26 protein-coding genes are annotated in these 24,249 nt (G+C 63.9%); 7 read left to right on the top strand and 19 right to left on the bottom strand.

Annotated elements, in window-relative coordinates; genetic code table 11:
• Positions 1–12: 12 nt before the first annotated feature.
• Complete coding sequence (locus KUW62_RS01530) at positions 13–429, bottom strand: tellurite resistance TerB family protein (RefSeq protein WP_224813752.1); 417 nt, start codon at positions 427–429, stop codon at positions 13–15.
• A 106-nt stretch (positions 430–535) separates the two neighbouring features.
• On the opposite strand from KUW62_RS01530, the gene KUW62_RS01535 reads away from it, so the two are divergent.
• Positions 536–2,116: a lysine--tRNA ligase gene (locus tag KUW62_RS01535; RefSeq protein WP_224813753.1), complete on the top strand. Its 1,581-nt coding sequence runs from the start codon at positions 536–538 to the stop codon at positions 2,114–2,116.
• Between the two features lie 65 nt (positions 2,117–2,181).
• Positions 2,182–2,625, top strand: coding sequence for a DUF4864 domain-containing protein (locus KUW62_RS01540; protein ID WP_224813754.1), 444 nt, complete (start codon positions 2,182–2,184; stop codon positions 2,623–2,625).
• Here KUW62_RS01540 and KUW62_RS01545 read toward each other — a convergent pair.
• The 10 genes from KUW62_RS01545 to KUW62_RS01590 all read right to left on the bottom strand — a co-directional run bounded on the left by KUW62_RS01545 (position 2,622) and on the right by KUW62_RS01590 (position 11,012).
• Positions 2,622–3,797, bottom strand: coding sequence for an ABC transporter permease (locus KUW62_RS01545; protein WP_224813755.1), 1,176 nt, complete (start codon positions 3,795–3,797; stop codon positions 2,622–2,624). The two genes, KUW62_RS01540 and KUW62_RS01545, sit on opposite strands and share 4 nt — an antisense overlap.
• 3 nt (positions 3,798–3,800) lie before the next feature.
• Positions 3,801–4,439 (bottom strand): LysE family translocator, encoded by a 639-nt coding sequence (locus tag KUW62_RS01550; protein WP_224813756.1) that lies wholly within the window; start codon positions 4,437–4,439, stop codon positions 3,801–3,803.
• Positions 4,439–5,596, bottom strand: coding sequence for an ABC transporter permease (locus KUW62_RS01555; RefSeq protein WP_224813757.1), 1,158 nt, complete (start codon positions 5,594–5,596; stop codon positions 4,439–4,441). Before KUW62_RS01555 ends, KUW62_RS01550 begins: the two co-directional genes overlap by 1 nt.
• A gap of 200 nt (positions 5,597–5,796) precedes the next feature.
• The gene (locus KUW62_RS01560; protein ID WP_224813758.1) at positions 5,797–6,066 is read right to left on the bottom strand and encodes a hypothetical protein; all 270 of its coding nucleotides are present in this window, start codon (positions 6,064–6,066) and stop codon (positions 5,797–5,799) included.
• The gene (locus KUW62_RS01565; protein ID WP_224813759.1) at positions 6,063–7,622 is read right to left on the bottom strand and encodes an ABC transporter ATP-binding protein; all 1,560 of its coding nucleotides are present in this window, start codon (positions 7,620–7,622) and stop codon (positions 6,063–6,065) included. The genes KUW62_RS01560 and KUW62_RS01565 overlap by 4 nt, the downstream gene beginning before the upstream one ends.
• Positions 7,623–7,719: 97 nt before the next feature.
• On the bottom strand, positions 7,720–8,715 hold the full coding sequence (locus KUW62_RS01570) for a BMP family protein (protein ID WP_224813760.1): 996 nt from the start codon (positions 8,713–8,715) through the stop codon (positions 7,720–7,722).
• 170 nt (positions 8,716–8,885) lie between these two features.
• On the bottom strand, positions 8,886–9,287 hold the full coding sequence (gene rimI / locus KUW62_RS01575) for a ribosomal protein S18-alanine N-acetyltransferase (protein ID WP_370632824.1): 402 nt from the start codon (positions 9,285–9,287) through the stop codon (positions 8,886–8,888).
• 11 nt (positions 9,288–9,298) lie between these two features.
• A complete protein-coding gene (tsaB, locus tag KUW62_RS01580; RefSeq protein ID WP_224813762.1) occupies positions 9,299–9,934 on the bottom strand; it encodes a tRNA (adenosine(37)-N6)-threonylcarbamoyltransferase complex dimerization subunit type 1 TsaB in 636 nt (211 codons plus the stop codon).
• A 99-nt stretch (positions 9,935–10,033) separates the two neighbouring features.
• A complete protein-coding gene (locus KUW62_RS01585; RefSeq protein ID WP_370632915.1) occupies positions 10,034–10,504 on the bottom strand; it encodes a GFA family protein in 471 nt (156 codons plus the stop codon).
• Positions 10,449–11,012 (bottom strand): NifU family protein, encoded by a 564-nt coding sequence (locus tag KUW62_RS01590; RefSeq protein WP_224813763.1) that lies wholly within the window; start codon positions 11,010–11,012, stop codon positions 10,449–10,451. The genes KUW62_RS01585 and KUW62_RS01590 overlap by 56 nt, the downstream gene beginning before the upstream one ends.
• Positions 11,013–11,169: 157 nt before the next feature.
• On the opposite strand from KUW62_RS01590, the gene gdhA reads away from it, so the two are divergent.
• A complete protein-coding gene (gdhA, locus tag KUW62_RS01595) occupies positions 11,170–12,513 on the top strand; it encodes an NADP-specific glutamate dehydrogenase (RefSeq protein WP_224813764.1) in 1,344 nt (447 codons plus the stop codon).
• Between the two features lie 16 nt (positions 12,514–12,529).
• Here gdhA and KUW62_RS01600 read toward each other — a convergent pair whose 3' ends face one another.
• The 5 genes from KUW62_RS01600 to trpS form a co-directional block, all read right to left on the bottom strand.
• Positions 12,530–12,985 carry a universal stress protein gene (locus KUW62_RS01600; protein WP_224813765.1) on the bottom strand — a complete coding sequence of 152 codons (456 nt, stop codon included), beginning with the start codon at positions 12,983–12,985 and terminating at the stop codon, positions 12,530–12,532.
• Between the two features lie 168 nt (positions 12,986–13,153).
• On the bottom strand, positions 13,154–14,017 hold the full coding sequence (locus tag KUW62_RS01605; RefSeq protein WP_224813766.1) for a branched-chain amino acid aminotransferase: 864 nt from the start codon (positions 14,015–14,017) through the stop codon (positions 13,154–13,156).
• Between the two features lie 41 nt (positions 14,018–14,058).
• Positions 14,059–14,277, bottom strand: coding sequence for a hypothetical protein (locus tag KUW62_RS01610; RefSeq protein WP_224813767.1), 219 nt, complete (start codon positions 14,275–14,277; stop codon positions 14,059–14,061).
• Between the two features lie 119 nt (positions 14,278–14,396).
• The gene (locus KUW62_RS01615) at positions 14,397–14,909 is read right to left on the bottom strand and encodes a VOC family protein (protein ID WP_224813768.1); all 513 of its coding nucleotides are present in this window, start codon (positions 14,907–14,909) and stop codon (positions 14,397–14,399) included.
• 89 nt (positions 14,910–14,998) lie between these two features.
• Entirely contained in the window at positions 14,999–16,024 is a 1,026-nt protein-coding gene (gene trpS / locus KUW62_RS01620; protein WP_224813769.1) for a tryptophan--tRNA ligase, read from the bottom strand.
• Between the two features lie 96 nt (positions 16,025–16,120).
• Here trpS and KUW62_RS01625 point away from each other — a divergent pair, with 96 nt between their 5' ends.
• Positions 16,121–16,804 (top strand): rhomboid family intramembrane serine protease, encoded by a 684-nt coding sequence (locus KUW62_RS01625; protein WP_224813770.1) that lies wholly within the window; start codon positions 16,121–16,123, stop codon positions 16,802–16,804.
• Positions 16,805–16,848: 44 nt separating this feature from the next.
• Positions 16,849–17,256, top strand: a complete 408-nt coding sequence (locus KUW62_RS01630) for a hypothetical protein (RefSeq protein ID WP_224813771.1) — start codon at positions 16,849–16,851, stop codon at positions 17,254–17,256.
• 6 nt (positions 17,257–17,262) lie between these two features.
• On the opposite strand, the gene murJ is transcribed toward KUW62_RS01630, so the two are convergent.
• The 3 genes from murJ to KUW62_RS01645 are packed head-to-tail and all read right to left on the bottom strand — an operon-like array spanning position 17,263 to position 22,754.
• Positions 17,263–18,846, bottom strand: a complete 1,584-nt coding sequence (gene murJ / locus KUW62_RS01635) for a murein biosynthesis integral membrane protein MurJ (RefSeq protein ID WP_224813772.1) — start codon at positions 18,844–18,846, stop codon at positions 17,263–17,265.
• 4 nt (positions 18,847–18,850) lie between these two features.
• Positions 18,851–21,682 (bottom strand): [protein-PII] uridylyltransferase, encoded by a 2,832-nt coding sequence (locus tag KUW62_RS01640; protein ID WP_370632825.1) that lies wholly within the window; start codon positions 21,680–21,682, stop codon positions 18,851–18,853.
• The gene (locus tag KUW62_RS01645; RefSeq protein WP_224813774.1) at positions 21,642–22,754 is read right to left on the bottom strand and encodes a penicillin-binding protein activator; all 1,113 of its coding nucleotides are present in this window, start codon (positions 22,752–22,754) and stop codon (positions 21,642–21,644) included. Before KUW62_RS01645 ends, KUW62_RS01640 begins: the two co-directional genes overlap by 41 nt.
• Positions 22,755–23,008: 254 nt before the next feature.
• Between KUW62_RS01645 and rsmI the strand changes: the two genes are divergently transcribed.
• Both rsmI and KUW62_RS01655 read left to right on the top strand, forming a co-directional pair.
• The gene (gene rsmI, locus KUW62_RS01650; RefSeq protein WP_224813775.1) at positions 23,009–23,866 is read left to right on the top strand and encodes a 16S rRNA (cytidine(1402)-2'-O)-methyltransferase; all 858 of its coding nucleotides are present in this window, start codon (positions 23,009–23,011) and stop codon (positions 23,864–23,866) included.
• Positions 23,863–24,216: a YraN family protein gene (locus KUW62_RS01655; protein WP_224817018.1), complete on the top strand. Its 354-nt coding sequence runs from the start codon at positions 23,863–23,865 to the stop codon at positions 24,214–24,216. The genes rsmI and KUW62_RS01655 overlap by 4 nt, the downstream gene beginning before the upstream one ends.
• Positions 24,217–24,249: the final 33 nt, after the last annotated feature.

A 24,249-nucleotide genomic window follows, 5' to 3' on the forward strand; every position in this document is an offset into this window, starting at 1 on the left:
GTTGCGGCGCGATCAGACCGTCATGTGCCGCGCGCGGGCGCCGCGTTCGATTGCGGCGGCATGCAGGCGGTCGATGTTGAAGACGTGGCGCATTTCCTGAAGGAACCGCAATTCCGCCTGGGCCAGCGCGCCATCGGCGGCGGCGACATCACAGGCGAGCGCGTAGGCGGTCTCGAACAGATGCTCCGGCAAGCCTTCCTTCACAAGCCCGAACAACGCGTCGATGCCGTCCTCTTCCTCGAACAGATCGAAGACGATGTTGGCGATGCGACGCATCCGGTCGGCGTCATAGGCCCCGAATACCGGCAGGAAATTTACCATCTGCTCGATCGACAGCAATTCAGACGTGCGGATCGTCTCATCCGAGACGGAGATGCCGACCATGATGGCCACAAGCGCGTCTTCGGGTGTGAAGGTATGGTCTGTCATGGGCGCTCTCTCATGTCCTGCTCTCCCGCTCATTTATTGACGCGGCGCTGCCAAAACAATAGGTGCGGGCGCGGGCAATTCGGCCCGCCTTTCCGGGAATCGTACCATGACCGATCTGCGTGACGCTGCAATGACCTCCAAGGCCTGGCCTTTCGAGGAGGCGCGCCGCATCCTGAAACGGTACGAGACTGCGCTGCCGGACAAGGGATATGTCCTGTTCGAGACGGGCTACGGCCCTTCCGGCCTACCCCATATCGGCACCTTCGGAGAGGTCTTGCGCACGACGATGGTGCGCCGCGCGTTCGAGGTTTTGTCGGACATTCCCACCAAGCTGATCTGCTTCTCCGACGATCTGGACGGGATGCGGAAGGTGCCGGGCAACGTGCCCAACGCCGAGGGTCTGCACGAACACTTGCAAAAGCCCCTGACCAAGGTGCCCGATCCGTTCGGCACCCACGAGAGCTTTGGCCACCACAACAACGCCATGCTGCGGCGGTTCCTCGATACCTTCGGGTTCGAATACGAGTTCATCTCGGCCACCGAGTTCTACGGCACGGGCCGGTTCGACGAGACGCTGAAGCGCGCGGTGGAACGCTATGACGACATCATGGCGGTGATGCTGAAAAGCCTGCGAGAGGAGCGGCGGAAAACCTATTCCATCTTCCTGCCGATCCACCCCGAAACGGGGCGCGTCCTTTACGTTCCGTTGAAGTCCGTGAACGCAGCCGACCACACGATCACCTTCGATGACGAGGACGGCCGTGAATGGACGATCCCCGTGACCGGCGGCAAGGTGAAATTGCAGTGGAAGCCCGATTTCGGCGCGCGGTGGGCCGCGCTTGGCGTGGATTTCGAGATGTATGGCAAGGACCATTCCACCAACACGCCGATCTACAGCCGGATCTGCGAAATCCTTGGCGCGCCCGCGCCGGTGACATTCAATTACGAGCTGTTTCTCGACGAACAGGGCCAGAAGATCTCCAAGACCTCCGGCAACGGGATCAGCATGGATGAGTGGCTGACCTATGCTTCCACCGAAAGCCTGTCCTATTTCATGTTCGGCAAGCCCAAGACGGCCAAGCGGATGCATTTCGACGTGATCCCCAAGGCGATGGATGAATATCACCAGCAACTGCGCGCCTATGCGGGGCAGGATACGGCGCAGCGTTTGGCCAACCCGGTCTTCCATATCCACGGCCACAACGTGCCGGCGTCGAGCATGATCGTCAGCTTCTCCATGTTGCTCAACCTCGCCTCCGTCGCGTCGGCGGAGGACAAGGAAACGCTGTGGGGCTTCATCCGCCGCTACGCGCCCGATGCCACCGCCGAAACCCACCCCGACCTGGATCAGGCAGCCGGTTTCGCGGTGCGCTACTTCAACGATTTCGTGAAGCCGGGGAAGGTCTTCCGCCTGCCCGACGACAAGGAACGCGCGGCGCTGGAGGATCTGGCCGGGCGGCTCAGGGCCTATGACGGACCGTTGGAGGACGAGGCGTTGCAGACGCTGGTGTTCGCCGTCGGCAAGGAGCACGGGTTCGAGCCTTTGCGCGATTGGTTCAAGGCGCTTTACGAGGTGCTTCTGGGCGCGTCGCAGGGCCCGCGGTTTGGCGGATTCATCGCGCTCTACGGCGTGGATGAGACGGTGCAGTTGATCGAAGACGGCCTGGCAGGCAAACTTCTGGGCTGAAACCTTCGGCCTGCGCCCTACGTGTCTGGCAGGATCACTGGTCGACACCTGCAGGAGATGCCCCCATGACCCGCGCCATTGCCCTTTCCGTATTCTTGGCCGTCGGCCTTGCCTTGATCGCCGCTTTCGTCGCGCCGCGCCCGGTTGCGGCGCAGGAGGTTGTGGCCCCCAATCCCGCGATCGAGGCCGTGATCGGCAGCCAGTTCGACGCCTTCCGCGCCGAAGACGTGCAGGAGGCCTGGCGTTATGCCAGCCCGAACATTCAGGGCATTTTCGGCGATCCACAACGGTTCGGCGCGATGGTGCAGCAGGCCTTCCCGATGGTGTGGTCGCCGGGCCAGGTGAATTTCGTCGATCTGCAAGCCTTGGGCGGGCTTCTCGTACAGCGGGTGGAGGTCGTGGATCAGGCGGGCAACCTCCACTACCTTGGCTACGCCATGGTCGAAACCGATGACGGCTGGCGGATCAACGGGGTGCAGATCCTGCGCGCGCCGTCCTTCGGGGCCTAGCGTTCCTTCACGTAGGGCTCCCCACCTGCGCGCGGCGGGATCGCGCGACCGACGAAGCCTGCCAGGATCACCACGGTCAGGATGTAGGGCAGCGCCTGCATGAACTGCACTGGCAGAACGATCGCGTTCAGCAGCGCGCCCACGCCTGCCGAGGTGTCAAGCTCGGGCAGGCCGATGGCGAAGACGAGCCCTGCAATAAGTGTGATGACGGGAATGGCGAGGTCGCTGGCGCTGGCCTTGCCGCGCAGAAGCGCCACGAGGCGCAGCACGAGCAGGATGCCCCCGATCAATACGACGAAAAGGAAGGTCAGGCTGAGGAAGGTCAGAAGCTCGATATTCTGGAAGCGGTTGCCGACAGCATCGAGGAAACCGAACAGCAGGCACGCACCGAGCGCCTCCCACGGACGCCATTTGGCGAAGATGAGCGCGGCCAGCGCGATGAAGCCGCGGCCCGCGCTCATGTCTTTCACGAAACCCGCCGAAAGGCCGGTGGCAAGATAGGCGCCCGCAAGGCCACACAGCACACCGCAGATGACCACGGCGGCATAGCGCAGACCAACGACGCTGATGCCAGCGGTATCGACGGCGGCGGGGTTTTCGCCCACGGCGCGCAGGCGGAGGCCGAAGCGGGTGCGGTAAAGGACCCACCAGGTCAGGGGCACGATCACAAGCGCGATGTAGACAAGGATCGAATGGCCCGACAAAAGCTCGGAATAGACCTGCCCCACAGGCTCCTGCTGCGCGATATCGCGAATGCGGGAGGCGGCGCCGGGCAAGACAATCTCGGAAAAACGCGCATCGCCGGTGAGCGCGGGGGTGCGTCCGCCCTGGCTGAACCACGTCTGGGAGATCACGACGGTAAGACCGGCAGCAAGGAAGTTGATGGCCACACCCGAGATCAGCTGATTGCCCCGGAAAGTGATGGAGGCCAACCCGTGAAGCAGGCTGAGCACGACGGAGGCGATGATCCCGATTCCAAGGCCGATCCAGACATTGCCGGTGGAAAAAGCGAAGGCGGCCGAGAAGAAGGCGGCGGCGAGCATCTTGCCTTCCAGCCCGATGTCGAAAATCCCCGCCCGTTCCGAAAACAGCCCCGCGAGGCAGGCCAGCAAAAGCGGCGTCGCCAGGCGGAGCGAGCTGTCGGAGAGTTGCAGGATGGTCATGAAATCCATGGCTCAGATCCTCGACGTGGCAAGCTTGAAGGCGGCGAAGGCGAAGAACGCGCCAAGCGCGCCTTCAACGTAGCGGCGCGCGCGGAGATAGGCGGCGCGGACCGGTGTGGCAGAAAGGGCCAAGGCCCACGCGGCGTGGCACGCAAAGCTGAGGACCGCGCAGGAGGCGACGAACAGCGCGATGATCCACAACGGCGCATTCGCGGTCGCGCCGATTGCCGCGATCGCAAGCCAGAAGGCGATCGCCTTTGGGTTGGTAACTTGCAGCAAGTAGCCCTTGGCGAAGAGCGCGGGCGAGGATTGTCGCGCGACAGTCTGGGCAGCGATCTCTGGCGGGTGGATCGCCTTCCTGAAGGCGCCATAGGCGAGATACGCGAGGTAGGCCGAGCCTGCCAGTTTCAGCAGCATCATGGCCCAGGCTGCCTGGCTGAGGAACAGGCCGACGCCGAGGATGGTGAGGACATTGATCGTGGCGGAGCCGAGCGCGATGCCGAGACACGCGATCAGCGCGGGGGTGCGCCCCTGGCCGAGCGCGAGACCCATGAGCATCGCGACGGCGGGACCGGGGGAGGATGCGCCGACGAAAAGAATGCCCCAGGCAACGGCGAAGGCAGGCAGGAACGGCAGAAGCGTGTCGATCATCATCCGTCTCCTGCCGTCGATTGATCGGCGCGTGTCGGTTTCGGGTTGGGTGCCGCCGCCGTTGCCGGCGCCGCACGCCGGAGCGACAGGAACAGCTTCTCCATCGGCATCCGCACCATGTTGTCGAGCGCGCCGGTGAACAGGATCACCAGCGCCTGGATGACAAGGATCATCTCGCGGCTGACGGCAGGCATCTCGAACGCCAACTCAGCCCCGCCCTGGTAGAGCATCCCGAAGAGAAGCGCGGCAAAGCAGACGCCCACCGGATGGGATCGGCCCATCAGCGCCACCGCGATGCCGACAAAGCCCGCGCCCGCAACGAAATCGAGCCGCAACTGCTCACTTTCGCCCTGCACGGCGTTGATGGCCATCATGCCGCAAAGCGCGCCAGAGATCAGCATGGCAATCATGGTGATCTTGACCGGACTGATGCCTGCATAGACGGCGGCTGTCTCCGAATGGCCGAAGGCGCGGATCTCGTACCCAAGCCGGGTGCGCCAGATCAAAAGCCAGACACCGACGGCGGCCATCAGGGCAATGAAGAAACTGACATTGAGCGGCGTCGAGGAGCGGAAGCCGAGGAAGCCCGCGAAGGCGCCTGCATTGGGCAGGTGCGTCGCCTCAGGGAAGCGGACGGAGGCGGTTTCAGCCGAGCCGGGGATCGTGAAGACGTTGTTCAAGACGTAAATCATCAGCGAGGCGGCGATGAAGTTGAACATGATCGTCGTGATCACGATATGGCTTCCGCGTTTGGCTTGCAGGTAGGCGGGGATCGCGGCCCAGGCCGCGCCGAAAAGGGACGTCAGGATCGTGACGGCCAGAAGCGCGAGCGTCCAATGCGGCCACGGGATCAGCAGGCAGGCGATGGCCGCTCCGATCCCGGCGACATAGGCTTGACCCTCCCCCCCGATATTGAAGAGCCGCGCGTGGAAAGCGACGGCAACGCCGAGCCCGGTGAAGATGAAGTTCGTGGTGTAGAACAGCGTGTAGCCCCAGCCATAGGCCGAGCCGAACGCCCCGTTGACCATGATCGCCATCGCCCGGAACGGGTTTTCGCCGATCACGAAATAGACCACGAGGCCCGAGGCAAAGAGCGCAAGGACGACGCTGATGAGCGGGATCAGCAGGACGTCGGCCCATTTCGGCATTTTGTCCATATCAAATGTACTCGTCAGCTATGTCAGGAAAAGACGGATTACTGCGGCAACAGCGAGAGTTCCGCTGATACCCAAGACTAGCGGATAGAACTGAGATTCCATTCGAATTTTCGGAATTTCCAACCGCAATTTCTCTACCTCCAGTCGCAACTTCTCTAATTCTAATGCGTGTCGATCGCCATCTTTCCGCTCCAACTTCGCTAACCGAGGAATGAGGCAAGAATCCCGCCTCCTATTGCAATCAATACGCCTGCTAGAAGTGGTAGAATAAAGAGCCGGGAAGCAGTCTTTGCTTCTTTGAGTTCGGCCTCAAGCTCGGCAACCCTGTGATGTGCTACGTCCGCCTGCCGGTCCAAGTCCTCCTTGATAGCCTCAAGCAGCTCCAAAACTTTTGCACGCTCCTTCTCTAAACGCTCAACACTTTGTTCGAGTTCTATTTCCCGCTCACTCCTGCTTTCTGAGCTGTTCAAGCCACCACCCCTCGAGGTCTCACCTTTTCGTTGGTCTCGTTCACGCCGGCCATCAACAGGCCGAGGTCGCCCTCGTTCGTTTCAGACGGCAGGCGTTCACCAGAAATGACGCCATCGAACATCACGGCGATACGGTCGGACAGGCCCATGATCTCGTCGAGTTCGACCGAGACCAGAAGCACGGCCTTGCCCGCATCCCGCAGCGCGATGATCTGCTTGTGGATGAATTCGATGGCGCCGATGTCGACGCCCCGCGTCGGCTGGCCGATCAGCAGAAGCTCGGGCTGGCGGTCCATCTCCCGTGCGACGACGATCTTTTGCTGGTTGCCGCCCGAGAAGTTGCGGGCGGGCAGGCGCGGATTGGGGGGGCGGACGTCGTAACGTTCCATCTTCTCGGCGCAATCGGCCTTGATCGCGGCGTTGTTCATCAGCGGGCCGGATTGGTATTTCGGGTCGTGGTGATAGCCGAAGGCCACGTTTTCCCAAGCCTCGTAGGGCATGATGAGGCCCTCCACCTGCCGATCCTCGGGCACATGGCCGATGCCGCGCATCCGGCGGGACTGACCATCGCTTTCGCGGCCCGTGAGGTCGATCTCTTGCCCGTGCAGTTTCACGGTTCCGCCCTGGGCCGGGATCATGCCGCCAAGCACTTCTAGCAGCTCGGTCTGGCCATTGCCCGCCACTCCCGCGATGCCCAGGATTTCGCCCGCGCGGATCTGGAAGGAAATGCTTTTCACCCGCTCCACCCCGGTCGGATCGACGACGCGGAGGTTCCGGACGTCAAGCACCACTTCGCCGGGTGTGGCCGGCGTTTTGTCGACTTGCAGCAGGACCTTGCGGCCCACCATCAACTCCGCGATCTGCGCGGGCGAGGTCTCGGCCGTCTTTACCGTCGCCGTCATCTCACCGCGGCGCATGACCGAGACGGTATCGGTGATATCCATGATCTCGCGCAGCTTGTGGGTGATGAGTATGATCGTCTTCCCTTCCTCCTTCAGCCGGCCGAGGATTCGGAAAAGCTGGTCAGCCTCGGACGGCGTCAGAACGCCCGTGGGTTCATCGAGGATCAGGATGTCGGCTTCACGGTAGAGCTGCTTGAGGATTTCGACCCGCTGCTGATGCCCGACGGAGAGGTCTTCGACGATGGCATCGGGGTTCACCTCCAGCCCGTATTCCTTCTCCAGATCAATCAGCACCTTGCGCGCCTTGGAGATGGAGGGGCGCAGCATCGCGCCGTCTTCTGCCCCGAGGATGACGTTTTCCACAACGGTGAAATTCTCGACCAGCTTGAAGTGCTGGTGGACCATACCGATGCCCGCGCGGATCGCGGCCTGGCTGTCGGGGATTTGGGTCTGCTTGCCGTTGATCCAGATCTCGCCCTTATCGGCCTTGTAGAAGCCGTAGAGGATCGACATCAGCGTGGACTTGCCCGCGCCATTTTCACCCACGATCCCGTGGATCGCCCCCTTGGCGACGGAAAGTGAGATGTCCTTGTTGGCCTGCACGGGGCCGAAGGCCTTGGAGATGCCTTTGAGTTCGATGGCAGGGGCTGTCATGGGCGCGGTCTCTGCTTGGGTCTCGGGCCGGATATGGAGCGGGCCGCACCTTGAGGAAGGCGCGGCCCGTCTGTTTCGTTACAGTCTGGCCAAGACCTTACTGCATTTCCACCGGGCAAGAGCCATCGTCGGTGAAGTTGTGCACCGACAGGTCGCCAGCGATGATCTGCTCGCGTGCCGCGTCGACGGCCGCAATCATCTCTTCGGTCACAAGCTCGGCGTTGAACTCGTCCATCGCGTAGCCGACGCCGTCTTCGGCAAGGCCGTAGACAAAAATGCCGGGTTCGATCGTGTCGGCGGAGAAGCTGTCATAAACCGCCACGTCCACGCGCTTGACCATGGAGGTCAGGACCATGCCGGGATGCAGGTAGTTCTGGTTGGCGTCCACGCCGATCGACAGGATGCCTTCATCGGCTGCGGTTTGCAGCACGCCAAGGCCGGTGCCGCCCGCGGCTGCGAAGACGACGTCAGAGCCTTGGCCGATCTGGCCGCGCGTCAGTTCACCACCACGCACCGGGTCGTTCCAGGCGGCAGGGGTCGTGCCGGTCATATTGGCGATGACGGTGACATCGGGGTTGGCCGCCGCCGCGCCCTGGGCGTACCCGCAGGCAAAGCGAGAGATCAGCGGAATGTCCATGCCGCCCACGAAGGACACGGTGCCCGTCTCGGACGCCATCGCGGCCATCATGCCGACGAGGTAGGAACCTTCATGCTCGGAAAAGATGATCGACTGCACGTTGGGGGCATCCACGACACCGTCGATGATGACGAAGGTGGTGTCGGGGTAGTCGGGCGCAACCACTTCCAGGGCGGAGGCCTGGCTGAAGCCCGCCATCACGATGGGGTTGGAGCCTGCCTCGGCCAGACGGCGCATCGCCTGTTCGCGCTGCGCGTCGTTCTGAAGCTCGATTTCGCGATAGGTGCCGCCGGTTTCCTCGGCCCAACGCTCAGCACCATTGAAGGCGGATTCGTTGAAGGAACGGTCGAACTTGCCGCCCAGATCGAAGATGATGGCGGGGCCGTCGGCCAGCGCGCCCGCGGCGGACATGGCGAGTACGGCGGCAGCGCCAAGAAGCGATTTCATTGTGGTCATGGGTAGTCTCCCGGTTGGTGGCGGGGCGCTTGGCCTTATGCCGGCCTGCGTCCCCAAACGCAGAAACTCCGCACGGGGTGCGGAATCCTCATGGGGAATAAGGGCAAAGGGTGCGCGGGGGGTCAAGCCGATTCCCCTGTGTTTCGCCTTAGGAGGGCGGCAAGGTGACGCTACGTGCCCTGATTCAAGGCGCGCGACATGACGATCGCGTCGCTGCGGCGGCCATCTGCGTGGCGGTAATAGTCCTGCCGCACGGCGATGCGCTGGAACCCCTCACTGTCATAGAGGGTGAGGGCAGGGGCGTTTCCGGCGTCGACTTCCAACACGATCGTGTCCGCGCCGCTTCGGGCCGCGTCCTGCATGGCTTGTTGGAGCAGGGCTCGGCCCAACCCGTGTCGACGTTGGTCGGGCTCCACGGCGAGCGTCAGAAGCTCCGCCTCCGGCACGATGATCTGCAGCAGAGCGAACCCCGTCTCGCCGACAACCGCGCGCGTTGTCGGTTGATCAAGAAGCGCGCGCATTTCGTCCACGCTCCAGCCTCGGCCGAAACAACGCCCGTGTAACTGCGCCATCTGCTCCGGTGTCACAGCAATCTCGGCCCGGTTTCGCGCGACGGGGCCGCGTCGGCGGGCTTGAGATATAAGGGGGTCGGGCGTGGCTGCTCGGTGCCGATCCGCGTCGCCGCGATCCGCGCGATGGCAGCCGCCGGGGCATAGGCCGCCGGGGCGTGAGGGATGCCGAATTCTTCCTCCAACACGGGCGAATCCTGCCCGATCAGGGTGATCCCTGGCACTGTCCATAATGGAAGGTCGTCCCGTGCGATCAGGGCAGGCCCCTTTGCCACCCCGTCCCCATGGCGTTGCACGTAAAGCTGGTCGCGGGGGGCGGCTAGCACCGTCAATGTCGGCTGCGGCGCATCGAAGGCCAAGGCCTCCAACCCCGAAACGCCGATGGCCGGCACACCAAGCGCCAGCGAAAGGCCCCGCGCGGCGGAGACGGAGATGCGGATGCCGGTGAAATTGCCCGGCCCGATGCCGACCCCGATCGCGGTGAGATCTGCGAGGCTTGCATCGGCATCCGCAAGTGTCCGTTCGATCAACGGCATGAGATGTTCGGCCTGACCTTTCGCCATATTGACGTAGTGGGACGCGCGGATATCGCCGTCGCTGTAAAGCGCCGTGCCAAGCCAAGGGCCGGATGTGTCGAAGCCGAGGATCATGGGGAGGGGTTAGAGCCAGTCCTTTGGCGGTGCAAGGGGAGCGGACGCGGGGGCGCCTTCGCCCACCGCCGCGGACTTCGGGGCGACCTATTGCCAGGATCAGCGTTTCAGGCGGTCGCGTCCCGATGCGGAATCCCGCGGCAGGTCGTCGGCGATATGAAGCCACGGCAGCGCGCTGTCGGCGTGGCTATGGCTGGCGGGGGCAAGCTCGGCGGCCTGGTCCAGAAGCCCGATCGGAACATAGAGCTGATCCGGCAGGTAATCGTACGTGGCGCAAAGCGCGGTGCCGCAATCGGGGCAAAACCAGCGGCTCACCCCCTTGGCGAAGCTCTTGCGGGGGCCGCGGGAGGGGGTGAACGTCACTTGGTGAGGGGCGAACGAGGCAAAGGCCGCAACCGGCGCGCCGGACAGGCGGCGGCAATCGGTGCAGTGGCAATAGGTAACGGTCCTCGGGCGGGCGGTGGCGCTTACCTGCGTCCGCCCGCAATAGCACCGGCCCGTGATCGGGGGCGTATCAGACCGCGACAGGGCGCACCTCGACCACTTCGGGGATGTAATGGCGTAGCAGATTCTCGATGCCCATCTTGAGCGTCAGCGTGGATGACGGGCATCCCGCGCACGCGCCCTGCATATGCAGGTAGACAACGCCGCGGTCGAACCCGTGGAACGTGATGTCGCCGCCATCCTGGGCCACGGCAGGGCGCACGCGGGTATCGAGCAGCGTCTTGATCTGGCCTACGATCTCTCCGTCCTCGCCGCTATGTTCCGCATGGCCACCGTTGGCGTCGGCTTCGCCTTCCATCACCGGGGCGCCGGATTGGAAATGCTCCATGATCGCGCCAAGGATGGCGGGTTTCACGTGATCCCATTCCACCGCGTCAGCCTTGGTCACGGTCACGAAATCGGTGCCGAAAAAGACGCCGGTGACGCCGTCGACCGCGAAGATGCGCGTGGCGAGGGGGGATTTATCCGCCGTCTCCGCCGAGGGAAAATCGGCTGTGCCCGCCTCCAACACCGTCTGGCCGGGCAGGAATTTCAGCGTTGCGGGGTTGGGTGTGGATTCGGTCTGGATGAACATGGGCGCATATCCTTACTGGTTCCCTCAGATATGCGGTCGCGGCGGGGCGGAGTCAAGCCAACTGGAATCATTCTAAAGAGCGGAGACGCCATCCCACGGAACGATTGGCCCGCCACCGGGTTGATCCGTCTTGGGAACCTGAAGGACGGAATTCGAGATGAGCGATCGCCAGCAACTTGTGGACACAATCATGGAAGAGGTGACGGCGGGGGCCGCGGGACAGGAGGAATTCCTGCAAGCGGTCCGCGACGTGGCCGAGGATGTGCTGACCGTGGAGAAGGCGGATGCGGGATACGCCGCGGCGCGCGTGCTGGCACAAGTGACGGTGCCCGACCGGATCATCGAATTCCGGGTGCCCTGGATGGACGATAGCGGTGCCGTTCGGATCAATCGCGGTTGGCGCGTGCAAACCTCCAACGCGATCGGCCCCTACAAGGGGGGCATCCGGTTTCACCCGTCGGTCACGCCATCGGTCCTGAAATTCCTCGGGTTCGAGCAGGTGTTCAAGAACGCGCTGACGGGCCTGCCGCTGGGGGGTGGCAAGGGCGGATCGGATTTCGACCCCAAGGGATGCAGCGATACGGAGATCATGCGCTTCTGCCATGCCTTCATGGCCGAATTGGTGAAATATATCGGCCCGGATCACGATATCCCGGCCGGTGACATCGGCGTCGGAACGCGCGAGATCGGTTACCTTTTCGGGGCCTACAAGCGCCATCGCGGCCAGTTTCACGGCGCGCTGACCGGCAAGGGGGAAGCCTTCGGCGGCTCCGCCATGCGGGTGGAGGCCACGGGATACGGGCTCATCTACTTCGTGTCGTGCATGTTGGGGCAAAAGGGCCGCGCGTTGGAGGATCAGCGGATCGCCATCTCTGGCATGGGCAACGTCGCCGTCCACGCGGCGGAGAAGGCGATTTGCGAAGGCGCTACGGTTGTCACCTTGTCTGACACGTCCGGAACGGTGGTGGCGGAAGACGGCTTGGACCTGGAAATGCTGGAGCGGCTGCGCACTCAAAAGGATGCCGAGGGCGACTTGGCCTCCGTCTCCCTGCCCAAGGGCGTGACGTTTCGCGAGGGCGCGGTGCCGTGGGGCGTCGAGGCGGATATTGCGCTGCCCTGCGCCACACAGAACGAGATGTCCGGCGACCACGTGGACGCGGCAATCGACGCGGGCGTGGGTTTGATCGCCGAGGGCGCCAACATGCCGTTGACGAAGGAGGCCGCCGAGAAGGTCGGGGCCTCGGACGTGCTCTATGCGCCGGGCAAGGCAAGCAATGCAGGCGGCGTCGCGATTTCGGGTCTTGAGATGTCCCAGAATGCCCACGGGCGGTCCATGACGTCGGACAATGTCGACGAGGCGCTGAAGGAGATCATGCAGTCGATCCACCGCACGATCATCGACGAGGTTGGCGGCGGCGATCGCCCCGATTACAAACGTGGGGCCAACGTGGCGGGCTATCGGAAAGTGGCCAAGGCGGTTGCTGCCTTCGGGCCGATCTGAGGACGCCGGTGCGACTTTAGGTGATGGCCTCAAGCTGTTCCTTGCTCAACTCCACCGGCACGATGGTCAGGGGCACCGGCAGGTTGCCCGCCTGTTTCGTGAGGGCCGTGACCAACGGTCCCGGTCCGCCCTTGCCGGTATTGGCGCCGAGCACCAGGACCCCGATCTCCTCTGATTCCGCGATATGGGCGAGGATCTGTTCCTCCGGCACGCCTTCGCGGATCACGAGGGTCGGCTCGATGTCCTGTTTGTCCTGCATCCACTTGGCGAACACGTTGAAATGCGCCTCGATCCGTTCGCGCGCCTCGGCGCGCATCACTTCGCCCACGCCGATCCAGTGATTGAATTCATCGGGCGGGATGACCGAAAGGATTTCGACCCCGCCACCGGTGTTGTGAGCGCGCATAGCGGCGAAGCGCATGGCGTTCAGGCATTCGCGGGTGTCGTCGAGAATGACGAGAAACTTGCGCATCGGATTGGTCCCTTTCCCGATGGGGGAGGATGACGGAGGGGGGCGAGGCTGTCCAGCGGAAGATGGCGTAGGTGCGCTGGTTGCACGCGTGCAACCATGGGTTAAGTCTTTGATTTAAATGATAACCAAAGAATTTCTTTACCAAATTTTAACGCATCCAGAATTGACTCAAGCCGCTGATGCCGCCCAATCCCAATAGAGCGTGCGGGCGCGTTTGGTCACCGGGCCATGCTGGTAATGGGTGCCGTCAAACTCCAACACCGGCGTGACCTTGTTGAGGTTGCCGGACATGAACACCTCGTCCGCCGCGCGGAAATCGTCGAAGGACAGAACGGCCTCCGTCACGGTGTAGCCGTCGGCGCGCAGGTTCTTGATGTGCCGCTGGCGGGTGATCCCGTTGAGGAACGTGCCGTTGGGCATGGGCGTGAAGACCTCTCCATCGCGGACCATGAAGATGTTGGCGGTTGCCGTTTCGGCCACGTTGCCGAGTGCGTCGGTCACAAGGGCGTTGTCGTAGCCCTTGGACCGCGCCTCCATCAGCATCCGTGCGTTGTTGGGGTAGAGGCACCCCGCCTTGGCATCGAGCACGGCAGTGTTCAGCACCGGGCGGTGAAAGCGGGTGGTGGCGAGGCGTGAGGCGGCCTCCGCCGGGGCGATCGGGACTTCTTCGAGGCAGACGAAAAATCCGGCCTCCACCTCCGCCGGGACGATGCCGTAATGGCCGCCGTCGATGCCGAAGAAATTCGGTCGGACATAGACCGGCGTGTCCTTGGGATAGCGTTTCAGCCCCTCCCACACGATGTCGAAAATCTCTTCCCCCGTCTTGCCGGGCGTGAGCGACAGGGCCTTCGCGGAGCGCACGACACGGTCGCAATGGGCGCGCAGATCGGGGGCGAGGCCGTTCACGTAGCGCGCGCCGTCGAAGACGGTTGTGGCCTGCCACGTGCCATGGTCGCCCGCACGCATGACCGGGATATCCGCATCATGCCAGGCGCCGTCGAAATAGGTTTTGATATTGGTGCCGGTGGCCATCGTGCCCTCCCCCGTTCGGATGGGGGGAGGGTAGTGCCTATTCAGACACCGGGTCCAGAGGTGAACCCCTGCTGATAGGACATTGTGGCGCCGATGGCCTTTGCGGGCCGGGGCGCAATGCGGATCGGTTTGTGGTCCGAGCGCACGGATTTGGCCGCCTTGATGCGGCACGTGGTCTGGGTCGCCGCGACGCGATCACTGACGCGGTCGGTCGTGGAAACGGTCGGCGTATCCGACCGAGAGGTGAGACGACTGGACATGCAGTTCCCCCCATTTCTGGTGCTGTCGATTTCTGAAGTATCGAGGAAGATAGCGACAAAAATGTGAATGTAAAGTTAATGCCCCGCAGCATTCTGTGCAGGGGCGCACAAACCCTGCGTCAACTCAGGGCACCGTTGGCCAAAAGTGCTTCGGTTTCAGCCACATAGTCCGGAATGGAAAAGCGGGTATTGACCATCGCAAGGTGACCATCAGCAGCGCGGGGCCATTCCGCGCGGGGCAGATCGACGTAAAGCTCGACCCCGTTCTGGTCCGGATCGCGCAGGTAGACGGCGGTGCTGACCCCGTGATGGGCGGCCCCGTCGAAGGGAATGCCCGCGTTCTGAACGCGCTTGATGACCTCCACCAGGGCCGCGCGGTCGGGGTAGAGGAAGGCGCTGTGATAGAGCCCGGTATGCCCCGGCGGCGGCGGGCTGGCGTTCTCGCTGTCCCACACATTCAGCCCGATGTGATGATGATAGCCACCCGCGCCCAGAAACGCGGCGCTGTCGGCGTATTTCACGTTCAGCGTGAAGCCGAGAACACCTTCGTAGAACGCGATGGACCGGTCGAGGTCGGACACGCGTAGGTGAACGTGGCCGACATGGGTTCCGGCGGGGGCGGTATAGGGCATGGGCGCAGGCTCCGTTGACGATGGGGCCTTATCCCATGGCGCGCGCATGCGCGCCAATCTGCGCGGGCGCAGGGGTTCTGTGCGGCGGCCTAGCTGCGCAGCATTCCGACGATGTCATAGGTGCGTTCGAGGATCGGGACAGCGATTTCGCGCGCCCGTTCGGCGCCGCGGCCCAGGATGCGGTCGATCTCCGCCGGGTCGTCCATCAGGCGGCTCATCTCCGACGAGATCGGAGAGAGCTTGTCGACCGCGACATCCGCCAGGGCGACCTTGAAATGGCCGAACAGAGATCCGGCATGTTGATCCAGTACAGCCTGCGGTGTGATGTCGGCCAAGGCAGCGTAGATGTTCACCAGGTTGCGGGCATCGGGCCGTTCCGACAGGCCATCAACACTATCAGGCAGCGGGTCGGGGTCGGTCTTGGCCTTCTTGATCTTCTTGGCAATCGCGTCGGCGTCGTCGGTCATGTTGATCCGCGTCTTGTCGGACGGATCGGATTTGGACATTTTCTTCGTGCCGTCCTGAAGGTTCATCACGCGGGTCGCCGCGCCTTCGATCACCGGCTCGGTGATGGGGAAGAATTCGACGCCGTAATCGTGGTTGAACTTCGCGGCGATGTCGCGCGTCAGCTCAAGATGCTGCTTTTGGTCATCGCCCACGGGGACATGAGTGGCGTGGTAGAGCAGGATGTCGGCGGCCATCAATGCGGGATAGGCAAACAGGCCGAGCGACGCGGCCTCCGCATTCTTGCCGGCCTTGTCCTTCCACTGGGTCATGCGCCCCATCCAGCCCATGCGCGCCACGCAATTGAAGATCCACCCAAGTTGCGCGTGTTCCGGCACCTGGGACTGGTTGATGAGGATGCTCTTTTCCGGGTCGATCCCGGAGGCGATGAAGCCCGCGCACAGCTCCCGCGTGTTGTTGCGCAATTCGTCCGGGTCCAGCAGCTTGGCGGTGATCGCGTGCAGATCGACCATGCAATAGACTGTCTGGTGCGTGCCCGCGTCCTGCATCTCCACGAACCGCTTGATCGCACCGAGGTAGTTGCCGAGGGTCAGGCCGCCCGAAGGTTGGATGCCGGAAAACACGCGGGGTTTGAACTGGGTCTCGGACATGATCGGGTTCCTTTTGCGCCGATGCCACACTGGCCAAGCCGCGCGCAACCGCTTACCCACGGGGGAAAGGGTCGTCAACCGAGGGGCCGGGCCGCCATGGAAAACAACAACGTCTCGCCGTTCAACACCCTGCCGCCGGTCGTCGTGGCGCTGGCCGTCGTGATCCTGGGGCTGGAGCTGATGTTCCAGGCGGCCATGGCGGGGCTGATCGGGGGGCAGGCGGGGGTCGGCTGGCGGCTGGCCGCGATGCAGGATTACGCGGTGCTGGACCAGGTCTGGTCCTGGATGGTGGAGGTGCAACGCTATCCGCCGCAGCACCTGGTGCGGTTTATCACCTACCCCCTGATCCACGGCAGCCTGATTCATGCCGGTTTCGTCGTCGTTTTCATCCTCGCGCTCGGCAAGATGGTGGCGGAGGTTTATTCGCCGCTGGCCTTCATCGCGGTCTTCTGGGTGTCGGCCATCGTCGGCGGATTGGGCTACGTGATAATCCTCGATGCCGAGTTCCCGCTGATAGGCGGCTATCCCGGCGTCTACGGCCTGATCGGGGCGTTCACGTTCCTGATGTGGATGCGCGCGGATGCGGAGGGCACGGGGAGGTTGCGGGCATTCGCCCTGATCGGGGCGCTGCTGGCGGTGCAGTTGATCTTCGCGGTGATCAACGGGGAATTCGGGACCGTGGTTGCCGATCTGTCGGGTTTCGTCGCGGGGCTTTCGCTGTCCTTCGTGGTGAGCCCGGGGGGATGGCGGCGTATGTTGGCCCGGATGCGGCAACGCTGAGCGGTCAGATACGACTTATAAAACAACAGAGCAGGAGCGAGAATATGACAGTCAAGACTTGCGCCGTGGCCCTTTCCCTTGCCGTGGCGACGATCACGGCGCCGGCTTTCGGACAGACGCGCGACGAGATCCTGGATCGGTTCACCGGCCAGCGGCTGACGGTCAACGAATTCCGCAGCCCCGACGCCTCGTCCAGCTTTACGATGGTCGTCGAGTTTCGCGACGGCAACGTGGCGCGCTTTGTCGCGGACGGGGAGGCCTATTGGGCGATCTGGCGGGTGAGCGGGCGGCAGATCTGCACGCGGATCGCGTCGTTGCAGGGCGGCACGCTGCGCCCGACGGAGGAAGAGGATTGCCTGCGCGTGCGGTTCAACGGCGATCAGGTGCAACTGAACTTCGAGACGAACAGCGGCAGCACGATCTACTATGTCGGAACGCTCAGTCCCCTCTGACAGGGATCAGGATTTGCGCATGGCGGATACGATGTCGGCCATGCGGAACGCCCCGAAGAGGCGTGCAAACCCGAAATAGCTGAATATGCCAAGGGCGACCAGAAGAGCCAGGGCAAGGTAGCGCAGGGCCGGGTCCCCCAGGAACGGACCGAGGATCAACTCCCCCCCCATCAGAACAAGCCCCATCGCGAGGGATGCCGCGACCATGCGCCAGATGCGGGTACGGAAGCGGTCGTCGAACTGCGCGACCTCCCCCAGATCACGCCGCCCGCGCGACAGGAGCGCCACCATGACCCAGGCCGCGACGCTGGTGGCAATGGCGGCGCCCAGAAAGCCGATCACCATCGCGAGGCCAATGGCCACCACGGCATTCACGACCATGGCCACGACGGCAAAGCGAAACGGGCTGCGTGTGTCCTCCCGCGCGAAATAGAGCGGTTGAAGCACCTTTTGCAGCACGAAGGCAGGCAGCCCGACGCCATAGACTGCAAGCGCGAGGGCCGTCGCAGCGGTGTCGTCGGCGGTGAACGCCCCCCGTTGAAACAGGACGGAGACCAGCGGGACGGGGATGACGATAAGCGCCACCGCCGCAGGCAAAGTCAGGGCCAACGCGAATTCGCCCGCGCGAGAGAAGGCGTGGCGGCCCCCGTCGCTGTCCCCCGCGCGCAGGCGACGCGACAGGTCCGGCAGAAGCACGACACCGATGGCAATGCCCACGACACCGAGGGGCAGCTGGTAGAGGCGATCGGCATAGCTGAGCCACGCGATCGCCCCGTCGAAGAAGCTGGCGACCTGGCGGCCCACCAGCAGGTTTACCTGGACCACGCCACCGGCCAGCATGGCGGGCAGGGCAATGACGGCCAGTTTCTTCATGTCCGGTGTCAGCCGTGGCAGGCGTGGGCGCAGGGGGAAGCCCGCGCGACCCGCCGCGACCCAGACCAGTGCCAGCTGCGCGATCCCGGCTAGGGGCACCCCCCAGGCCAAGGCGCGTCCGTACGGCACGGCGGGATCGGCCAGGGTCGTCAACTTGCCCACCGGTGTCGTCATCTGCACCCACAGGATCGAACCCACGAGGACGATGTTGAGCAGGATCGGCGCCGCCGCCGCCGCCGCGAAACGGCCCGTGGCGTTCAGCACGCCGGAAAAGAGCGCGGCGAGCGAGATGAACAGGATGTAGACGAACGCGATGCGCCCGTATTCCACCGCCAGGTCCAGCCGTCCGTCGCCCGCGAAACCGCCCGCCATCGCCAGCACCAGCCACGGCATGATGAGTTGCGCGACAAGCGTGAGGAGGATCAGGATCGACGCCAATCCCGCGAAGGCATCTTGCGCGAATTCGCGCGCCCCTTCGCCGCTTTCCAGTTTCTTGGAGAAGAGCGGCACAAAGGCGGTGTTGAACGCACCCTCTGCGAAAAAGCGGCGGAACATGTTGGGCAGCGAGAAGGCGATCAGGAACGCTTCGGCCACTGGACCCGCCCCCATGAAGGCCGCGATCAGGATGTCGCGCACGAATCCCATCACCCGGCTGCCGAGGGTCCAGATACCGACCGTCGCAAAGCCCCGGATCAGACGGATGGGGCGCGCGGCCATGGCCTCAGGCCCCCGCCCGTTCCGCGACACGCGCGATGGCGTCCCGCAGCTTGCGCTCAAGGCTGGCGCGGCGGTTTTCGGAATGCAGTTTCAAGCCGAACATGTCTTTGACGTAGAAGGTATCGACCACCTGCACACCATAGGTCGCGATCACGGCGCTGGCGATATAGACGTTGGCGGCGGCGAAGGTTTTGGTCAGGTCATAGAGCAGGCCGGGACGGTCGCGGGTATCGACCTCGATAATCGTATATATCTCGGAGCCTTCATTGTCGAAGGTGATCGTGGTGGGCACGTCGAAAGGGCGTTCGCGCTTCTTGATCTTGTCGCGCCGCTCCATCGCCTCGGATGTGACCACTTCGCCTTTGAGGGTCTTCTGGATCATGCCGCGCAGGCGGGGCAGGCGCGCCCGTTCATAGGGGTGTCCGTCGTGGTCCTGCACCCAGAAGACGGCGGTGGCATAGCCGTCTTTTGACGTATAGGTGCGCGCATCGACGACATTGGCCCCGACAAGCGATAGCGCACCGGCGAGGCGGCAGAAGATGCCGGGGTGATCCACGAGGGCGAAGCAGACCCGCGTGGCGTCGCGATCTTCGTCCTGCTTGGTGTCGATGCGGATTTCATCGTCGTCCAGACCCTGCACCATCTTGGCGAACGTGACCTGTGTACCGAGGTCCAGGCCCTGCCAGTAGGGGCCGTAATGGCGGTCGATCTCTGCCTTGATGTCGGATTTCGACCAATCGGACAGCTCCGCACGCAGGGCTTTCTTTGCCTCGCTTTCGAGCTGTTCGCGGTTAAGATCCTCCAAACCCGTTTCCAGAGCGGCGGCGGTCGTCCGGTGCAGGCCGCGCAGAAGCGTTGCCTTCCAGTTGTTCCAGGTGTTCGGCCCCACGCCGCGGATGTCGCAGACGGTCAGCACGGTCAGCAGATCCAGCCGCTCGCGCGTTTTCACCGCCTTTGCGAAGTCGCGCACGGTGCGGGGGTCGGCGATGTCCCGCTTCTGCGCCATGTCGGACATCAGCAGGTGATAGCGGACCAGCCATTCGACCGTTTCGCATTCGGCAGGTTTCAGGCCCAGGCGCGGGCAGATGGACCGCGCCATGCGGGCCCCGAGGATTGAATGATCCTCGTTCCGCCCCTTGCCGATATCGTGGAGCAGGCAGGCCACGAACAGGACCTTGCGATTGACCCCGCGCTTGAGGATGCCGGAGACGAGGGGAAGCTCCTCCAGCAACTCCTCCCGCTCGATCTGGGCGAGGGTGGAGACGACCTGTATCGTATGCTCGTCGACCGTGTAGCTGTGATACATGTTGAACTGCATCATCGCGACGATGGGTGCGAATTCCGGCAAGAAGGCCGCGAGGACCCCAAGCTCGTTCATCCGGCGAAGGCCCCGTTCGGGATTGCCGTGTTTCAGCATCAGGTCGAGAAAGATCCGGTTGGCTTCCGGATCGCGGCGCAGATCGTCGTCGATCAGGTCCAGCCGGGCCGAGATTTCCCGCATCGCGTTGGGGTGGATGAGGTAGCCGGTGCGCAACCCCTCCTCGAACAGGCGCAGAATGTTCAGCGGATCCTCGAAGAAGGTTTCGGGGTCGCGGATATTCAGGCGGTTCTGAATGACCTCGTAGCCATCCTTGAGCTTCTTGCGCCGTGTGCGGCCGCGCAGGAAGCCGAGGATCGCGGGCTCCTGCTTGACGTGGCGCGCCTCCAGCCCGGTCAGGAAGATGCGGGTCAGCTCGCCCACCTGCGTGGCGTGGCGGAAGTAGTCCTGCATGAAATGCTCGACCGCGCGACGACCGGAATGATCGGCGTAGCCAAGGCGTTCCGCGACTTCCACCTGCATGTCGAAGCTGAGCATGTCCTGCGCCCGGTTGGCAATCAGGTGGAGGTGGCAGCGCACCGCCCAGAGGAACCGTTCGGCGGCGTCGAAGCTGGCGAATTCCTCGGGCCGAAAGACGCCGAGCGCGACAAGCTCTGCCGCGCGGGTGACGCCGTGTTCGTATTTGGCGATCCAGTAGAGCGTTTGCAGATCGCGAAGGCCGCCTTTGCCTTCCTTGACGTTCGGCTCCAGCATATACCGCTGACCGCCCTGCTTCTTGTGGCGGCTGGAGCGTTCTTCCAGCTTGGCCTCGACGAATTCGCCCGTGGACCCATCGAACAATTGCGCGCGCAAAGTGTCGGTCAGGTCTTGGCCCAGGCTTTCATCCCCTGCCAGGTGGCGCATTTCCAGAAGCGAGGTGCGGATCGTGTAATCCTCCCGCCCCAGGCGCATGCAATCCTTTACGGTCCGGCTGGAATGGCCCACTTTCAGGCGCAGGTCCCAAAGCATGTAGAGCATGCTTTCAATGACGCTCTCGATCTTGCCCGTCACTTTCCAAGGGGTGAGGAACAACAGATCGACGTCGGAAAACGGCGCCATTTCTCCACGGCCGTACCCGCCCACCGCCATCACGGCGAGGCGTTCGCTGTCGGTGCGGACATTGGTGGGATGCAGATAGGTTTCCGCCACCCGCAACACCTCCTTCACCAACATGTCGGTGAGGAACGTGTAGGACCGTGTGGCCCGCCGCGCGGCGAGGGGGTGGTCGGTGAAGGCGGCGGCAAGGGCGGCGCGCCCCGCCTCCTGCGCGCGGTTCAGCTCGGCGACGGCGGCGTTGCGGATGGCACCCGCATCGCCAAGACCCGCGCAGGCGTCATCCACCCGGGCCGCGAGTGCTGCGCGGTCGGCAAACTCCGCCGCCGGAAGCAGTAGCGTTCCCGGTTCGGTTGCGTTGGAAAGGCTCGGGTTCCTGGGCCGGTCAGAAACCGGCACCGCCGAGACGTCTTGGGGCGGGGTCAATGATGCTCACCTGCTGGTTGACGATCTCGGCAATCGCCAAGGCCCGTTCGATTGTCCCGTCGGCAAGGAAGCGGAACGCACCGCCGGCCCCATCGATCTGCCCGGTGGCGACCAGATCACCGGCCCCCATCCGGCCCGATCCCGCGGTCTGGGCCACGGCACGGATGGCATCGTAGCCAAGGCTGCCAAGGGCATGCGGCGCACCGCCGTTGGTGGCCGCGTATCGCGCGTTGAATGCGGCGGCGGCACCGGAATCGGGCATCGCGAACCAGCCGCCCTGGAGCCCGGAGAATTCGAGCGTGGCGGGCGGGATATCCCACCGGGTCAGGCCCATCATCTGCACGCTGGCGGTGTTCAGGCCGTTCTCGGGCAGCAATTGCGCGAAAAGCGGCAGGGCCCCGGCACTGTCGGAGGTCAGCATCACCGCGTTGGCCCCGTTGTTGCGCACAGCGCTGGTGACCTGCGGGACGACATTGACCACGCCGACCTGGCTGAACTCATAGGGGATCGTCGCGGAAATCGTGGCGCCCGAGCGGGAGGCGGCGGTGCGCACGGCGTCGCGCGCGACTTCACCGGCGAGGTTGGAGGCGTGGACAAGCACGATGTTGCCACGCCCCTGGCGTGCCGAATAGCTGATGATGCGGTTGGCGGTGTTGGCGAAGGTGTAACCCAGGACCAGCACGTTGCCGCCCGCGATCTCCGTATTGTTGGAGAAGCTGAGCACGGCGATGTTCGAATTGGCCACGGCAACGCCCACGGCTGCGGCCGCGTCGGAGCGCAACGGGCCGACGATCACGTCCGCGCCCGCCGACACGGCCTCCTGCGCGCGGGCCGCGGCGGTCGCGGCATCCCCGGCAGTGTCGTAGACCGTGATCTCGATGGTCGCGGAATTCGCCACGTCGGCGGCGGCAAGGCGCGCGGAATTCTCAAGGCTGCGTGCCACAAGCGCATCGCCGCCCTCGCCACTGATCGGCAGAAGCATCGCCACCTGAACCGTCTGCCCCGAAATGCGCGGACCGTTCAGGCCGATCGGGCCGCCGCCGATCTGACACGCCGTCAGAACCAACGTCATCAGAAGGGCCACAAGGATGCGCAACGGGTTGCGAAGACCAAAGAAACCGGAAACCATAAGCAGTGTGCCCCCCCTTGAGGCGCGTTAGACCTTTACGTGGCGGGAGACCCGCAGATGCAGGCTACGGTGATCCGCAGATCAAGTAAACGTCATGTCCGTGCAAGGACTTCCCCCGAACCCGCACATGGACCAGGTTGGCCCCGTGACGCAAGCACTTGCTTCACGAACCCGTGTGCAGCGGCGGTAGAACGCGCATGAGCGCACCGGTTCGCATCGCGCCAGGTCTGCACTTCGTCGCCACCCCGATCGGATCGGCAAGGGACATCACCTTGCGGGCGCTCGATGTTCTGGCCGGGGCCGACGTGATCGCGGCGGAGGACACGCGGACCGCACGGAAGCTGATGGAAATCCACGGCATCGCCGTGGGGCAACGCGTGATGATTCCCTACCACGACCACAACGGGGCGGAGGCGCGCCCGCGTATCCTGGCCGCCCTCGAGGAGGGTAAATCCGTCGCCTACGTGTCGGAGGCCGGGACGCCGTTGGTGGCCGATCCGGGATACCAGCTGGGGCGCGCGGCGATCGAGGCTGATCACCGCGTCTTTTCCGCGCCCGGCGCGTCCGCCGTCCTGGCGGCACTTACGGTTTCGGGCCTGGCTACGGATCGCTTCCTGTTCGCGGGATTTCCCCCGTCCCAGGCCGGGCGGCGCAAAACATGGCTCCGGGACCTCGACGCCGCCGCCGCCACAATTGTCCTTTATGAGAGCCCGAAACGCGTTCACCGATTGTTAGATGAATTGTGCGAGATCTTGGGCAGTGATCGGGAGGTGGCGCTGTGCCGCGAATTGACCAAACGCTTCGAGGAGGTTCTGCGCGGGCCCTGTGGAACGGTCCGCGACGCGATCTCGGACCGGGTGTTGAAGGGCGAAATCGTCCTGTTGATCAGCCGGGCGACGGCCACGGCACCCGATGCGGACGACGTGGAAGCGGCCCTGCGCGCGGCGATGGCGGACATGCCTCTGAAGGCGGCCTCGACGCAAGTGGCCGACGCGATGGGCCTGCCGAAAAGAGACGTCTACCAGATGGGGCTTCGCCTGAAAAACGACGGCTGACGGGGCTTCGCGCCTATCAATCGGGAAAGGCGGCGGAGGACATAGTCTTGCGCGCCTATATCGCGCACGGGCATCGGCTTGTCGCGCGGCGTTGGCGTGGACCGGCGGGCGAAATCGACCTTGTCCTTGATCGGGATGGGGAGGTCGTGTTCGTCGAAGTCAAATCTTCCCGCAGCCATGACCAGGCGGCGCAAAGCCTGACGAAACGCCAGATCAGGCGGTTGCTGCAAAGTGCGGAACATTGCCTTGGCACTTTCCCGAAAGGCGCGATGACACCGATGCGGTTCGACGTGGCGCTTGTCGACGGGCAAGGCAAGATCGCGGTCATTCCCAATGCGCTAGTCGCCTGATCCCCATTGCACCCGGACCTGCGCCACGCCAAG

The sequence above is a fragment of the Hasllibacter sp. MH4015 genome, from assembly GCF_020177575.1.
Lineage (GTDB): Bacteria > Pseudomonadota > Alphaproteobacteria > Rhodobacterales > Rhodobacteraceae > Gymnodinialimonas.